This window comes from Kitasatospora sp. NPDC008050 (genome assembly GCF_042957465.1).
Taxonomy (GTDB): Bacteria; Actinomycetota; Actinomycetes; order Streptomycetales; family Streptomycetaceae; genus Kitasatospora.
This window is the reverse complement of record NZ_JBIBIJ010000005.1, coordinates 330,808-343,767: the sequence shown is the minus strand read 5'-3', so window position 1 is coordinate 343,767 and position 12,960 is coordinate 330,808. Positions and strand designations below refer to the sequence as shown.

Annotated in this window: 14 protein-coding genes; 9 read left to right on the top strand and 5 right to left on the bottom strand. The window is 71.1% G+C overall.

What is annotated here, in order from left to right; genetic code table 11:
* Positions 1–131: 131 nt before the first annotated feature.
* The 6 genes from ACFZB9_RS13000 (at position 132) to ACFZB9_RS12975 (ending at position 5,708) form a co-directional block, all read left to right on the top strand.
* Entirely contained in the window at positions 132–734 is a 603-nt protein-coding gene (locus ACFZB9_RS13000; protein WP_391446436.1) for a TlpA family protein disulfide reductase, read from the top strand.
* Complete coding sequence (locus tag ACFZB9_RS12995) at positions 731–1,510, top strand: cytochrome c biogenesis CcdA family protein (protein WP_391446433.1); 780 nt, start codon at positions 731–733, stop codon at positions 1,508–1,510. The genes ACFZB9_RS13000 and ACFZB9_RS12995 overlap by 4 nt, the downstream gene beginning before the upstream one ends.
* Position 1,511: 1 nt before the next feature.
* Positions 1,512–3,338 carry a cytochrome c biogenesis protein ResB gene (locus tag ACFZB9_RS12990; RefSeq protein ID WP_391446431.1) on the top strand — a complete coding sequence of 609 codons (1,827 nt, stop codon included), beginning with the start codon at positions 1,512–1,514 and terminating at the stop codon, positions 3,336–3,338.
* Between the two features lie 6 nt (positions 3,339–3,344).
* On the top strand, positions 3,345–4,499 hold the full coding sequence (gene ccsB, locus ACFZB9_RS12985) for a c-type cytochrome biogenesis protein CcsB (RefSeq protein WP_391446429.1): 1,155 nt from the start codon (positions 3,345–3,347) through the stop codon (positions 4,497–4,499).
* A 192-nt stretch (positions 4,500–4,691) separates the two neighbouring features.
* Positions 4,692–5,096 (top strand): hypothetical protein, encoded by a 405-nt coding sequence (locus tag ACFZB9_RS12980; RefSeq protein ID WP_327067474.1) that lies wholly within the window; start codon positions 4,692–4,694, stop codon positions 5,094–5,096.
* Between the two features lie 117 nt (positions 5,097–5,213).
* Positions 5,214–5,708, top strand: a complete 495-nt coding sequence (locus ACFZB9_RS12975) for a GNAT family N-acetyltransferase (RefSeq protein WP_391446426.1) — start codon at positions 5,214–5,216, stop codon at positions 5,706–5,708.
* Here ACFZB9_RS12975 and ACFZB9_RS12970 read toward each other — a convergent pair.
* The 3 genes from ACFZB9_RS12970 to ACFZB9_RS12960 all read right to left on the bottom strand — a co-directional run bounded on the left by ACFZB9_RS12970 (position 5,686) and on the right by ACFZB9_RS12960 (position 8,341).
* Complete coding sequence (locus ACFZB9_RS12970; protein WP_391446424.1) at positions 5,686–5,895, bottom strand: acyl-CoA carboxylase epsilon subunit; 210 nt, start codon at positions 5,893–5,895, stop codon at positions 5,686–5,688. The genes ACFZB9_RS12975 and ACFZB9_RS12970 overlap by 23 nt on opposite strands.
* A 79-nt stretch (positions 5,896–5,974) precedes the next feature.
* Entirely contained in the window at positions 5,975–7,561 is a 1,587-nt protein-coding gene (locus ACFZB9_RS12965) for an acyl-CoA carboxylase subunit beta (RefSeq protein ID WP_391446422.1), read from the bottom strand.
* 438 nt (positions 7,562–7,999) lie between these two features.
* The gene (locus ACFZB9_RS12960; RefSeq protein ID WP_391446420.1) at positions 8,000–8,341 is read right to left on the bottom strand and encodes a PLD nuclease N-terminal domain-containing protein; all 342 of its coding nucleotides are present in this window, start codon (positions 8,339–8,341) and stop codon (positions 8,000–8,002) included.
* Between the two features lie 105 nt (positions 8,342–8,446).
* Between ACFZB9_RS12960 and ACFZB9_RS12955 the strand changes: the two genes are divergently transcribed.
* From ACFZB9_RS12955 to ACFZB9_RS12945, 3 genes are all read left to right on the top strand, one after another.
* Positions 8,447–9,904 carry a menaquinone biosynthesis decarboxylase gene (locus tag ACFZB9_RS12955; protein WP_391446418.1) on the top strand — a complete coding sequence of 486 codons (1,458 nt, stop codon included), beginning with the start codon at positions 8,447–8,449 and terminating at the stop codon, positions 9,902–9,904.
* 76 nt (positions 9,905–9,980) lie between these two features.
* On the top strand, positions 9,981–10,889 hold the full coding sequence (gene mqnP, locus ACFZB9_RS12950; RefSeq protein ID WP_391446416.1) for a menaquinone biosynthesis prenyltransferase MqnP: 909 nt from the start codon (positions 9,981–9,983) through the stop codon (positions 10,887–10,889).
* Between the two features lie 88 nt (positions 10,890–10,977).
* Positions 10,978–11,346 (top strand): VOC family protein, encoded by a 369-nt coding sequence (locus tag ACFZB9_RS12945; protein WP_391446414.1) that lies wholly within the window; start codon positions 10,978–10,980, stop codon positions 11,344–11,346.
* Positions 11,347–11,393: 47 nt separating this feature from the next.
* Here the strand turns inward: ACFZB9_RS12945 and ACFZB9_RS12940 are convergent, their stop codons facing one another.
* Positions 11,394–12,104, bottom strand: coding sequence for an MOSC domain-containing protein (locus tag ACFZB9_RS12940; RefSeq protein ID WP_391446412.1), 711 nt, complete (start codon positions 12,102–12,104; stop codon positions 11,394–11,396).
* A gap of 75 nt (positions 12,105–12,179) precedes the next feature.
* Positions 12,180–12,938, bottom strand: a complete 759-nt coding sequence (locus ACFZB9_RS12935) for a cyclase family protein (protein WP_391446410.1) — start codon at positions 12,936–12,938, stop codon at positions 12,180–12,182.
* Positions 12,939–12,960 lie beyond the last annotated feature (22 nt).

Sequence of the window (12,960 nt, the reverse complement as noted above, 5' to 3'; positions counted from 1 at the left end):
GCTTTCGGGGCTTGCTCCTCTTAACGCCGATTGGCGTTTAAAGGATCTTTACAAGCCCAGTTCACAGGGGGGCCGACACGCAACTGCCTACCCCCCTGAAACGCCCTGAACTGCCATGCGAAACTTTTCACATGTCTGGTACGCCCCGCTTCCGCCTGGCCGCACTTCTCACCGCGGCGGCCGCCGTTCTCGCCCTCGCCGGCTGCAGCTCGACCGGCAGCGGCGGCAGTGGTGACGCCCAGACCGGCTTCGTCGCCGGCAACGGCGGCGTGGACACCGTTCCGCTGGCCAACCGGAAGCCCGCCCCGGCGATCGACGGCAAGGACCTGGAGAACAAGCAGGTCGCGCTCTCCGACTACACCGGCAAGATCGTGGTGATCAACATCTGGGGCTCCTGGTGCTCGCCCTGCCGCAAGGAGGCGGCCGGTCTGGAGCAGTCGTACCAGAAGTACAAGGACCAGGGCGTGCAGTTCCTCGGCATCAACACCCGGGACACCGACCCGACCAACGCCCGGCAGTTCGAGGCGAACCAGGGGATCACCTACCCGAGCATCTACGACCCGGACGGCACCCAGATCCTCAAGTTCCCCAAGGGCAGCCTCAACCCGCAGACCATCCCGACCACCATGGTCGTCGACCGTCAGGGCCGCCTGGCCGCCCGTGCGATGCGGCCGGTCTCGATCTACGACATGGACGCCATCCTGGAGCCGCTGCTCGCGGAGCAGCACTCGTGACCGGCGAACCGGGGTTCCTTGCCGACGGGGTCAACCAGACGGTGTTGAACGGCCCGCTGCTGCTCGCCATCCCCGTGGCCGTCGCGGCCGGCCTGGTCTCGTTCTTCTCGCCCTGCGTGCTGCCGCTGGTCCCGGGCTACCTCTCGTACATCACCGGCTTCTCGGCCGCCGACCTGGCGGACGCCCAGGGCCGGCGGCGCGGGCGGATGCTGCTCGGCTCGGTGCTCTTCATCCTGGGCTTCGCCGCGGTCTTCATTTCGTTCGGGGCGCTCTTCGGTGACTTCGGCGACACCCTGCGACACCAGCGGCACACCGTCAACGTCGTGCTGGGCTCCCTGACGGTGCTGATGGGCCTGGCCTTCATGGGGCTCCTGCCGGGGTTCAGCAACCGCGAGTTCCGCTCGCACCGCCGCCCGGTGGTCGGGCTGGTCGGCGCGCCGCTGCTCGGCGTCGTCTTCGGACTGGGCTGGGCGCCGTGCATCGGACCGACCATGGGGGCCCTGCTCTCCCTGTCGTTCAACCAGGCCAGCGCGGCGCGCGGGGCGTTCCTGATGGCCGTCTACTGCCTGGGCCTCGGCATACCGTTCGTGGTGGCGGCGCTGGCCTTCCGCAAGGCACTCGGTGCCTTCGGCTTCATCAAGCGGCACTACCAGTGGGTCATGCGGATCGGCGGCGGCATGCTGGTCGCCGTCGGCATCCTGCTGGTCACCGGCGGCTGGGACTACCTGGTGAACCAGCTTCAGTACGTCGCCCCCAGCGGCGAGATCGGAATCTGACGTGAGTGACACCGACCTCAAGCCTGTGGACGCCACCCCACCGCCGGGTGAGACCCCGGCGGACGAGGTGTCGGCCGAGCGGCTGACCAGCGCGCCGCAGGAGGCGGAGGCGCCGGTCGGCATAGGGCTGCTGGGCTGGGCGCGCTGGACGTGGCGTCAGCTGACCTCGATGCGGGTCGCGCTGATCCTGCTCTTCATGCTCTCGCTGGCCGCGATCCCGGGCTCGCTGATCCCGCAGACCAGCGAGAACCCGTTCAAGGTGCAGACCTTCCAGGCCGCGCACAAGAGCATCACGCCGCTCTACATCAAGCTCCAGCTGTTCAACGTCTACAGCTCGGTCTGGTTCTCGGCGATCTACATCCTGCTCTTCGTTTCGCTGGCCGGCTGCATCATTCCGCGCACCTGGCAGTTCGTCGGGGTGCTGCGGGCCAAGCCGCCGGTGGCGCCGGCCAACCTGACCCGGATGCCGGTCTACGCGGCCTGGCACACCGACGCCGACCCCGAGACCGCGGTGCGCGCCGCCGAGCGGCTGCTGCGCAAGCGCCGGTTCCGGGCGCACCTGGCGAACGGCGCGGTCGGGGCGGAGAAGGGCTACCTGCGCGAGGTCGGCAACCTGCTCTTCCACCTCTCGCTCTTCGCCCTGCTGGCCGGCTTCGCCTGGGCGAGCCTGGCGAGCGGCACCGGGAGCAAGCTGGTGGTGGAGGGCGGCGGCTACACCAACACCATGACCCAGATGGACAACTTCACCGGGTCGGCCTTCTACGGTCCCGAGGACCTGGACCCGTTCGGCTTCAACCTGGACCACTTCACCGCCACCTACCAGACCACCGGTGACCAGATCGGCGAGGCCCGGGACTTCACCGCGCACATCCAGTACTGGCAGGGCGCGGACCCGACCAAGCTGAAGACCGGTGAGATCCAGGTCAACAAGCCGCTGGAGATCGACGGCAGCAAGGTCTTCCTGATCGCCCACGGCTACGCCCCGGTGGTCACGGTCCGGGACGGCAGCGGCAAGGTCGTGTACCACGACAAGGTGCCGTTCCTGCCGCAGGACACCAACCTGACCTCGACCGGCGTGATCAAGGTCGGTGACTACGGGCAGAAGGACGGCAAGAAGGTCCAGCTCGGTTTCAGCGGCTTCTTCCTGCCGACCGCGCCGGCCAACTTCGACGCCAACACCGGTCCGCGCTCGCTCTACCCGGGCCCCGCGGCCCCGACCATGGTGCTCACCGCCTACGAGGGCGACCTGGGCACCGACTCGGGCCAGCCGCAGAACATCTACCAGCTCGACCTGTCGCACCTGACCCAGCTGCAGCAGGACGGGCAGCCGGCCAAGGTCAAGATGGTGCCCGGCCAGGGCTGGGAGCTGCCGGACGGCTACGGGTCGATCACCTTCGACGGCTACCAGCAGTGGGCGAACTTCAACATCTCGCACCGCCCCGGCAACTCGGTCGCGCTGACCGGCGCGGTGCTCGCGGTGCTCGGCCTGATCGGCTCGCTGCTGGTGCAGCGCCGCCGGATCTGGGTCCGCGCGGTCGCCACGCCGGACGGCCGGACCCTGGTGGAACTGGCGGGCCTGGCCCGCAGCGAGTCGGCGAAGATCGCCGAGGAGCTGGCCGAGCTGGCGGTCGACCTCCAGGACGACGCCCCGGCCCTCGACGACGACACCCCGGCCGCCGAAGCCGCCGCCGAAGCCGCTGACGAGGCCGCTGACCGAGCTGCCGCCGAAGCCGCCGACGACCCTGGTGCCCCGGAGGACCCGTCAGCCGACGACTCACCCGGCACCCCCGCAGAAGCCACCCCCGCCGCACCGGAATCCAAGGAGTAGACGGTGATGTACCTCGCCACCGGGGTCAATACCCAGCTGTCGGGCCTGTCCGACAAATTGATCTACTCGGCCATGTTCGTCTACGCGCTGGCCATGTTCGCCCACATGTTCGAGTGGACCTTCGGCAGCAAGGGCGGGGTCGCCCGCCGCTCGGCCGAGCAGGCCTCGCTGGCCGCCGCTGCCGCCGCGGCCAGCCTGCCCGGGCAGCTGGCGGCCGCCCAGGCGGCCAAGAAGGTGACCGTCACGGTCGCCACCGGCGACGGCGGCACCACCACGCTGACCCGTACCGCGCTGGCCGGCGAAGGGGCCACCGTGGTCACCAGCGGCCGCGGCGACGAGCTGGAGCTCGACGGCCCGGGCGCGGCCGGCAGCAGCGAGAAGGGCGACCTGGCGGGCCGGATCGCCATCTCGCTCACCGTCCTCGGCTTCCTGTGCAACTTCGGCGGCGTGCTCTTCCGCGGCCTGTCGGTGATGCGCTGGCCGTGGGGGAACATGTACGAGTTCTCCTGCGCCTTCGGCGTCACCATGATCGGCGCCTACCTGCTGCTGCTGGCGTTCGGCAAGCCGGTCCGCTGGATGGGCCTGCCGGCCGTGGTGGCCGCCTGTCTGACCCTGGGCCTGGCCACCAGCGTGCTCTACACCGACTCCGAGCAGCTGGTGCCCGCGCTGCACTCCTACTGGCTGGCGATCCACGTGACCGCCGCGATCATCTGCGGTGGCGCCTTCTACGCGGCCTTCGCCACCACCGCGCTCTACCTGGGCCGGGAGTCCTACGACAAGCGGGTGGCGGCTGGTCTGCCCGGCGGCCCGTTCAGGACCGCGGCCTCGATCTGGGAGCGGCTGCCCGCCACCGCCACCCTGGACAAGCTCTCCTACCGGATCAACGCGCTGGTCTTCCCGCTGTGGACGTTCACCATCATCGCGGGCGCGATCTGGGCCGAGGCGGCCTGGGGCAAGTACTGGGAGTGGGACCCGAAGGAGACCTGGTCCTTCATCACCTGGGTGGTCTACGCCTGCTACCTGCACGCCCGGGCGACCGCGGGGTGGAAGGGCCGCAAGGCGGGGTACCTGGCGCTGCTGGCCTTCGCCTGCTTCCTGTTCAACTACTACGGCGTCAACATCTTCATCACCGGTAAGCACTCGTACGCGGGTGTGGGCTGATCCGACCGGCCCGGCACCCCGTCCCGCCGCCGGTCCCGCGGCCCGCCACTGAGCGGACGTCAGCAGGATCACCGGCCCGACGGGGTGTCAGAGTTACCGGGGTGGGCAGGACTCGGAACGAGTAACTGGCTGTGACAGAGTGGGACGTACCGGGACGAATGCCGGTGCGCCGGGCAGCGGGGAGGCCGCGACATGGACAGCGATGAGCTCATGCTGACGGTCCGGATCACGGTCGCGGAGCGGGCGCTGCTGCGGCGGCTCGCGCAGGGGCACCGCAGCGATCTGTCCGAGGTGGTGGCCGACGGCCTGCTCGACATCCTGCCGACGCTGTCCGGCACCGCCCGCGCCTACCTGCTGCTCGCCGCGCTGACCGAGCCGGCCCCGTGCGCCCTGACGGTCTGGCTGCCCGCGCCGCTGGCCGACCTCCTGGTGCCCGCCGCCGACCAGGTGGCGCTGGCGACCGGGGTGCGGCTGGGCTCGGGCAGCTCGATGCTGGGCGCCGCCCTGCGGCTCTGGCTGGCCCAGGACCCGCAGCTGCTGGCCGACCACCTGGACCTGATGCACGCGGGCCGCTCCACCGGCCTGGTGGCCGCCTAGGCCTTCGCGCCACGGGAAGACGCCCACCGGAAGACGCCCACGGGAAACGTCGACGAGAACCCGGCCACGGAGAAATCAGGGTGCTCCGCGAGCGCCGTCGCGGCCATGATGACCCGCGTGAACGCGAAGAGCTGGACCATCGAACCGACCCCGGTCGACCACCCCGAGGCCGTCGCCCTGCTGCGCGCCTACCTGACCGAGATCGTGGGCCGCTACCACCAGCGCCCCGCCACCGAGGCGGAGGTCGACCAGGTCCAGGAGTGGGAGCCGGCCACCGGCCTCGCCGCCTTCCTGGTGGCCCGGCTGGACGGCCTGCCGGTGGGCTGCGTGGGCCTGCGTGAACTGGCACCGGGGCTGGGCGAGCTGACCAAGGTCTACCTCGGCCCGGCCGCCCGCGGCCAGGGCGGCGGCGGGCGGCTGATCGCCGCCGTCGAGGCGGCGGCGCTGGAGCTCGGGCTGACCACGCTGCGCCTGGACACCCGCGCCGACCTGGTGGAGGCGCGGGCGCTGTACGCGCGGCAGGGCTATCGCGAGATACCCCGCTACAACGACAGCGCCTACGCCGCCCACTGGTTCGAGAAGGAGCTGGTCAGGCAGCCCACTGCCAGCTGACCGGCGAGTAGTACACGGGGTGGCGGTCCAGCCGCTGCCAGCGGGCGATCGGCTCGACGGGGGCGAGGCCGGCGGCCGACTGGGTGGCCGCGGCGCGGGCCAGCAGGACGGCGGTGAGGGCGGCGAGCTCCTCGTCGGACAGGGTGCCGCGGGTGACGCGGACGAGTGGTTCGGTTGCTGCGGTCATGGCTGGGTCTCTCTCCCCCGAAAGCTGTGGTTGACGAGGCGGCGCGCGGGCCCGGCGGCGGTCGGCCGCCGGACGGCTGCTACATCGGCGGGTTGCCGTGCTTGCGGCTGGGCAGGTCGGCGTGCTTGGTGCGGAGCATGGCCAGCGCGTGGGCGAGCACCGCACGCGTCTCGGCCGGGTCGATGACGTCGTCCACCAGGCCGCGCTCGGCCGCGTAGTACGGGTGCATCAGCTCGCTCTTGTACTCCTTGATCTTCTGCGCGCGCATCGCCTCGGGGTCCTCCGCCCCGTTGATGTCACGCCGGAAGATCACGTTCGCCGCACCCTCGGCGCCCATCACCGCGATCTCGTTCGTCGGCCAGGCGTACGACAGGTCGGCGCCGATCGAGCGGGAGTCCATCACGATGTACGCGCCGCCGTAGGCCTTGCGCAGGATCAGCGAGATCCGCGGCACGGTGGCGTTGCAGTAGGCGTAGAGCAGCTTGGCGCCGTGGCGGATGATGCCGTCGTGCTCCTGGTCGACACCGGGCAGGAAGCCGGGCACGTCCAGCAGGGTGACCAGCGGGATGTTGAACGCGTCGCACATCTGCACGAAGCGGGCGGCCTTCTCCGAGGAGTGGATGTCCAGCACCCCGGCCAGCGACTGCGGCTGGTTCGCGATGATCCCGGTGACGTGCCCGTCGATCCGGGTCAGCGCCACGATCACGTTGGTGGCCCAGCGCTCGTGGATCTCCAGGTACTCGCCGTGGTCGACGATCTCCTCGATCACCTTGCGCATGTCGTAGGGGCGGTTCCCGTCGGCGGGCACCAGGTCGAGCAGCAGGTCGTTGCTCCGCTCGATCGGGTCGTCGCTCGCCGTGGCCGGCGGCATCTCCCGGTTGTTCTGCGGCAGCAGCGACAGCAGGTAGCGCACCTCCTCGATGCACGACTGCTCGTCGTCGTAGGCGAAGTGCGACACCCCCGACACGCTGGAGTGCACGTCCGCGCCGCCCAGCCCGTTCTGGCTGATCTTCTCGCCGGTCACCGCCTGCACCACGTCCGGGCCGGTGATGAACATCTGCGAGGTCTCGCGGACCATGAAGATGAAGTCGGTGAGCGCGGGGCTGTAGGCCGCGCCGCCCGCGCAGGGGCCGAGCATCACGGAGATCTGCGGGATGACGCCGGAGGCGCGGGTGTTGCGCTGGAAGATGCCGCCGTAGCCGGCGAGCGCGGTGACGCCCTCCTGGATCCGGGCCCCGGCGCCGTCGTTCAGCGACACCAGCGGCGCGCCCGCCGCGATCGCCATGTCCATGATCTTGTGGATCTTCTGCGCGTGGGCCTCGCCCAGCGCGCCGCCGAAGATCCGGAAGTCGTGCGCGTAGACGAACACCGTCCGGCCGTGCACCGCACCCCAACCGGTGATCACACCATCGGTGTGCGGCCGCTTGCCCTCCAGGCCGAAGCCGGTGGCGCGGTGCCGGCGCAGCGGCTCCACCTCGTGGAACGAACCCTCGTCGAGCAGCAGGTCGATGCGCTCACGCGCCGTCAACTTGCCCTTGGCGTGCTGCGCCTCGGTCGCCTTGTCGCTCGGACCGCGCCGTACCGCCGCACGCAGCTCGTGCAGCTCGGCGACCCGGCCACGCGCGTCCGCGGGCTCACCCGCAGCGGCCTCCTGCAACACCGTCATCTCGAACTCCCAGGTATGTGAGCGAGCGAGCAGTCGGTGTCGGCTGTGGGCTCCGGCTGCGATTTCCTTCTTCCCCTACGACATTACGAGGCCAGGCCACTCCGTTTCGGCGTTGATTCCGTACAAGGTCCTCTCGGTTTAGCTGTCGAGGACATACAGAAAATCTGGCCACGGTACCCAGGAGGCAGTCACCCGAATGCCTCTGGGGCGCCGCCTTGCGCCGTGCACGCCAAGATCGGCGGTAGGCGAGCGGATGAGTCGATTGCGCAGCTCAGAGTGGGTTACTGGGGGGTGTCACAACGGTCGACGGGGTGTCGGTCAGGGGTTCCTAGGGGTTGGTCCCGGCAGTGGACCGGTGGACCATCAGTCGTAGGGATGCGCCAAAAGGCGAAGATTGCTGATCAAGCGGCACAGGAGCGCGCTCCGCCCCAGGTGGCGTCAGGTCGTGGCGTCCCCACGACCCTCGCGGCGGCGGCGCTCGTTGTCGCGCTGCAGCGAGGCGAGGAACTCGGGGTCGTCGTCCGGCGCCGGCGGGCGCCCGGGGCGGTCCGGCTCGGGCGGCGCGAAGCCCACGGTGCGCCCGAGGGCCGGTGCGCCCCGGCGCCGCCCGGCCAGCAGCCAGGCGAGCGGGCCGAGCAGCACCTCGCCGAAGAAGAGGATGAGCAGGATCCAGACCACCTTGGGCAGGTGGCGGACCTCCTGCTCAGGGGTGGTCAGGCAGTCGATGAACGCCCAGACCCACAGCAGCAGGACGACCAGGAACGGCAGATAGTCCAGCACGTCGGTTTTCTCTCCCCCGAGACCGAGCGGGCGGCGGGGCCCGCGCCGCAGCGGAGCGGGACCTGTTGACCGGGCCAGGCTATCCGGTACCCGATACTGGCAGGCATGGCATACGACGATCTCCGCTCATTTCTGCGGGCTCTCGAACGAGAAGGCGACCTCAAGCGCATCAAGGTCGAGGTGGACCCCCATCTGGAGATCGGCGAGATCGTCGACCGGGTGCAGAAGGCCAAGGGCCCGGCGCTGCTCTTCGAGAATGTCAAGGGCTGCACGATGCCGCTGGCGATGAACGTCTTCGGCACCGAGCGCCGGCTCGCCAAGTCACTCGGCCTCAAGTCCCCGGAGGACATCGCCGAGAAGATCGCCGGGCTGCTCAAGCCCGAGCTGCCGCACGGCTTCACCGGCGTCCGGGACGCCTTCGGCAAGCTCGCCTCGATGACCCATGTGCCGCCGCGCAAGGTCAGGACGACCGAGGCGCCGGTGCAGGAGGTGGTGCTGACCGGGGACCAGGTGGACCTGGACACCCTGCCCGCGCTCTTCACCTGGCCGCTGGACGGCGGCTCCTTCTTCAACCTGGGCCTGACCCACACCAAGGACCCGGAGACCGGCGGGCGCAACCTGGGCCTGTACCGCCTGCAGCGGCATGACAAGCGGACCATCGGCATGCACTGGCAGATCCACAAGGACAGCCACAACCACTACCAGGCGGCCGCCCGGCGCGGCGAGAAGCTGCCGGTGGCGATCGCCTTCGGCTGCCCGCCGGTGGTCACCTACGCCGCCACCGCCCCGCTGCCCGGCGACATCGACGAGTACCTGTTCGCGGGCTTCGTGGCCGGCGAGCGGGTCAAGATGGTCGACTGCAAGACCGTCCCGCTCCAGGTCCCGGCCGACGCCGAGGTGGTGCTGGAGGGCTGGCTGGAGCCGGGCGAGATGCTGCCCGAGGGCCCGTTCGGCGACCACACCGGCTTCTACACCCCGCAGGAGCCGTTCCCGGCGCTGACCATCGACTGCGTCACGATGCGCCGCCGGCCGATCCTGCAGTCCATCGTGGTCGGCCGCCCGCCGACCGAGGACGGGCCGCTGGGCAAGTTCACCGAGCGCTTCTTCCTGCCGCTGCTCAAGATCATCATCCCGGACATCGTCGACTACGACCTGCCCGAGGCCGGCGGCTTCCACAACTGCGCGATCGTCTCGATCGACAAGAAGTACCCCAAGCACGCGCAGAAGGTGATGCATGCCATCTGGGGTGCCCACATGATGTCGCTGACCAAGCTGATCATCGTGGTGGATGCCGACTGCGATGTGCACGACTACCAGGAAGTCGCCTGGCGGGCACTGGGCAACACCGACTACAGCCGCGACCTGAGCGTGGTCGAGGGCCCGGTGGACCACCTGGACCACGCCTCCTACCAGCAGTTCTGGGGCGGCAAGGCGGGCATCGACGCGACCCGTAAGCTCCCGGAGGAGGGGTACACCCGCGACGGCGGCTGGCCGGAGATGGTCAGCTCCGACCCGGCCACGGCCGAACGGGTGACGAAGCGCTGGAAGGAGTACGGGCTGTGAGGACGGCAGACATGATGAGGGTGAAGGGGCAGGGCGGCGTGCCCCGCCTTCGCGGGGGTATTCCGGAGTACGGGCTGTGAGCCTGACCGCCGACGCGTTCGAGGCGCCCCCGAACAAGGCCAAGGCTTTCCTGCGCCTGGTCCTGATCGAGCACTCGGTCTTCGCCCTCCCCTTCGCCTACATCGCCACCCTCACCGCGATGTTCCTCGCGGACAAGCGGGTGCACTGGGGCCAGCTGCTGATCGTCACCGTCGCGATGGTGAGCCTGCGGACCTTCGCGATGGCCGCGAACCGGATCATCGACCGCGAGATCGACGCCCGCAACCCCCGCACCGCGGGCCGCGAGCTGGTCACCGGCGCGGTCTCGGTGCGCACCGCCTACACCGGCTCGGCCCTCGCCCTGCTGGTCTTCCTCGGCGCGGCCGCCCTGCTCAACCCGCTCTGCCTGGCGCTCGCGCCGGTGGCCGTGGTGCCGATGGTGGTCTACCCGTACGGCAAGCGCTTCACCGACTTCCCGCACGCGATCCTCGGGCTGGCCCAGGCGATGGGCCCGGTCGGCGCCTGGCTGGCCGTCACCGGCACGTGGTCCTGGGACGCGGTGGTGCTCGGGCTCGCGGTGGGCATCTGGATCGGCGGCTTCGACCTGATCTTCGGCTGCCAGGACGTGCTGGCCGACCGGGCCGAGGGCGTCCGCTCGGTGCCCGCCCGGTTCGGCGTCGCCGCGGCGCTCACCGGCGCCCGGGTCTGCCACGCCGTCACCACCGCGCTCTTCGTCTGGTACGGCGTGCTCACTCACGCGGGCCCGGCCTTCTACGTCGGCCTGGTGGTGGTGATCGTCGCCTTCTGCTACGAGCACAGCATCCTCAAGCCGGACGACCTCTCCCGCCTCAACCGGGCCTTCTTCACCGCCAACGGCTTCGTCGGCATCTCGCTGTTCGGCTTCGCCCTGCTGGACCTGATCCTGCGCGGCCTGCACTTCGCCTGACCCGGCCGGCCACCCCGGGGTGGCACCTCCCCGGGGCCCGGCCGGTACGCGATGATCGGAGCCCGAAGGGGCCCCGGAGGAGGCGTCGATGCTCGGTTCCCTGCAGTGCGTGGTGCTGGACTGCCACTACCCGGCCGCGCTGGCCCGGTTCTACGCCGAGCTGCTCGGTGGCGAGTTGGACCGGCCCGACCCGCGCTGGCGGCTGGACGAGGACTGGTCCACCCTGCACACGCCGGGCGGGCTGGTGCTCGCCTTCCAGCGGGTCGCGGACTTCCACCCGCCGCAGTGGCCCGACCCGGGCCACCCGCAGCAGTTCCACCTGGACGTCCAGGTCGCCGACCTGCCGGCCGCCGAGCGCGAAGTGACCGCGCACGGCGCGGCCTTCCTGCGCCGCGAGGCCGGCTGGGTCATCTACGCCGACCCGGCCGGCCACCCGTTCTGCCTGCTGTCGCACTGACCGGCGCCGCCGCGTCGCCGGGGCCTGCCCTGTCGCCAGGGCCTGTCCTAGAGGAGCCGCAGCCGGTCCCCGACCCGCAGCAGCCCGGGCGCGCTGACGGTGGCCAGCGCGTCCAGCCGCCGCTGGTGGGCCCGGTCCAGCACCCGCAGGATCTCGGGGGCGTGCGGCAGCCCGGGCTGGGCGGCGGTGGACATCACACAGCGCTCGCTGGAGCGGACGAAGGCCAGCCGGGCGCCGGACCGCAGCTCCCCCTCCCGCCCGAACCAGTGGTCCTCGACGAACGGCGGGGTGCCCGGCGGGGTGCGCAGCACGATGTTGGGGCGGAACCGGCGCTCGTCCACCAGCTCGGTCGGCACGGCCTCGCGGACCCAGTCCAGGGTGGCGGTGGTCAGCAGGCTCACCGGCAGCTGGTCGAAGTGCGAGACGGCGTCCTCGCGGGCCAGCTCGACGCCGTCCCGCTGCAGGTAGGCGCGGAGGAAGGCGGTGGGGTCGGCGATCGGGCGGCCCAGCGGGTCGAGCAGCTCGGGGCCCTCCAGTCGGTGGCCGAGCCGGGAGCCGAGACGCAGCAGCCCGTCCATCCGCCGCAAGCGGCGGGTGGTCCTGCCCGAGCCGAGTCTGCCGTCGGTGTCCCGGACGGCGTAGAGCCGGTCGCCGGCCAGGCCGCGGTCGTCCAGGGCGACCTGGGTCAGGCGCTCCCCGGCGGTGGACTTCACGGGGTAGCGCCAGAGTCGCTCGACCACTCCGACGATCTCTGCCATGGACGGGCAGCCTATCGGGGGCGGCGAACCTTGGTCTAGACCTATGGAGCGAGGTGGGGAACGGGCGGCGCGGGCTCAGCCGACCCGCGCCACCGCCCGCACCGGAGCGCCGTCGGCGGCGGCCAGCCGCAGCGGGAAGAGGCTGATGCTGATCGGCTTCTCCCGGGCCTGGGCCTCCAGCAGCGCCGTCAGATCGGTCAGGTTCTCCGCGATCACCCCGCCGCCCTCGGCGCCGAGCAGGATCCGGTGGGCGGCCAGCAGCGGCGCCTCGGCCGCCGGGGCGGCGTCGTGCTCGTCGGCGAGACCGGCCAGCAGCACGGCCACCGCCGGGTCCGCCGGGCCGGGGTCGGGGGTGGGGTCCACGCTCAGCGCGTCCACCCCGAGGGTGCGCACCCCGGCCGCCACGATCGCCTCGGCCGCCTCGGGGGTCAGGTAGGGGTGGGCCAGATAGCGCTCGGTGCCCCAGAACCGGGGCCAGCCGGTGGCCAGCAGCAGGATCGCGTCGGGCGTCAGCCGCTCCAGCGCGGGCGCCAGCTGATCGGGCGTCACCGGGGTGCGGGCCGGCAGCGCGCGCAGGTCGGCCACCACGGCGGGGCCGGTGAACCGGGTGAGCGGCAGCCCGTCCAGCGTGGGCCAGGTGACATCCACGTGGTACGGGGCGTCCACGTGGGTGCCGGACTGCGAGCCCAGGTGCACCGAGAGCACGTTCACCCCGGCGGTGTCGGTGGTCAGCGCGGGGCGCAGCGCGACCTCGGGGTCACCGGGGTAGACGGGCATGCCGGTGGTGACCTGGTGGGTGAGGTCGATCAGGACCGGGGCCGGCGAAGGAGTCACCCCACCATGCTCTCGCGTCCCA

What these genes read in the sequence shown, in the direction of transcription:
- ACFZB9_RS13000 (WP_391446436.1), top strand. Translation starts at nt 132, where the DNA reads ATGTCTGGTACGCCCCGCTTCCGCCTGGCCGCACTTCTCACCGCGGCG.
- ccsB (WP_391446429.1), top strand. Translation starts at nt 3,345, where the DNA reads ATGTACCTCGCCACCGGGGTCAATACCCAGCTGTCGGGCCTGTCCGAC.
- ACFZB9_RS12980 (WP_327067474.1), top strand. Translation starts at nt 4,692, where the DNA reads ATGGACAGCGATGAGCTCATGCTGACGGTCCGGATCACGGTCGCGGAG.
- ACFZB9_RS12970 (WP_391446424.1), bottom strand. Translation starts at nt 5,895, where the DNA reads ATGACCGCAGCAACCGAACCACTCGTCCGCGTCACCCGCGGCACCCTG.
- ACFZB9_RS12965 (WP_391446422.1), bottom strand. Translation starts at nt 7,561, where the DNA reads ATGACGGTGTTGCAGGAGGCCGCTGCGGGTGAGCCCGCGGACGCGCGT.
- ACFZB9_RS12955 (WP_391446418.1), top strand. Translation starts at nt 8,447, where the DNA reads ATGGCATACGACGATCTCCGCTCATTTCTGCGGGCTCTCGAACGAGAA.
- ACFZB9_RS12945 (WP_391446414.1), top strand. Translation starts at nt 10,978, where the DNA reads ATGCTCGGTTCCCTGCAGTGCGTGGTGCTGGACTGCCACTACCCGGCC.
- ACFZB9_RS12940 (WP_391446412.1), bottom strand. Translation starts at nt 12,104, where the DNA reads ATGGCAGAGATCGTCGGAGTGGTCGAGCGACTCTGGCGCTACCCCGTG.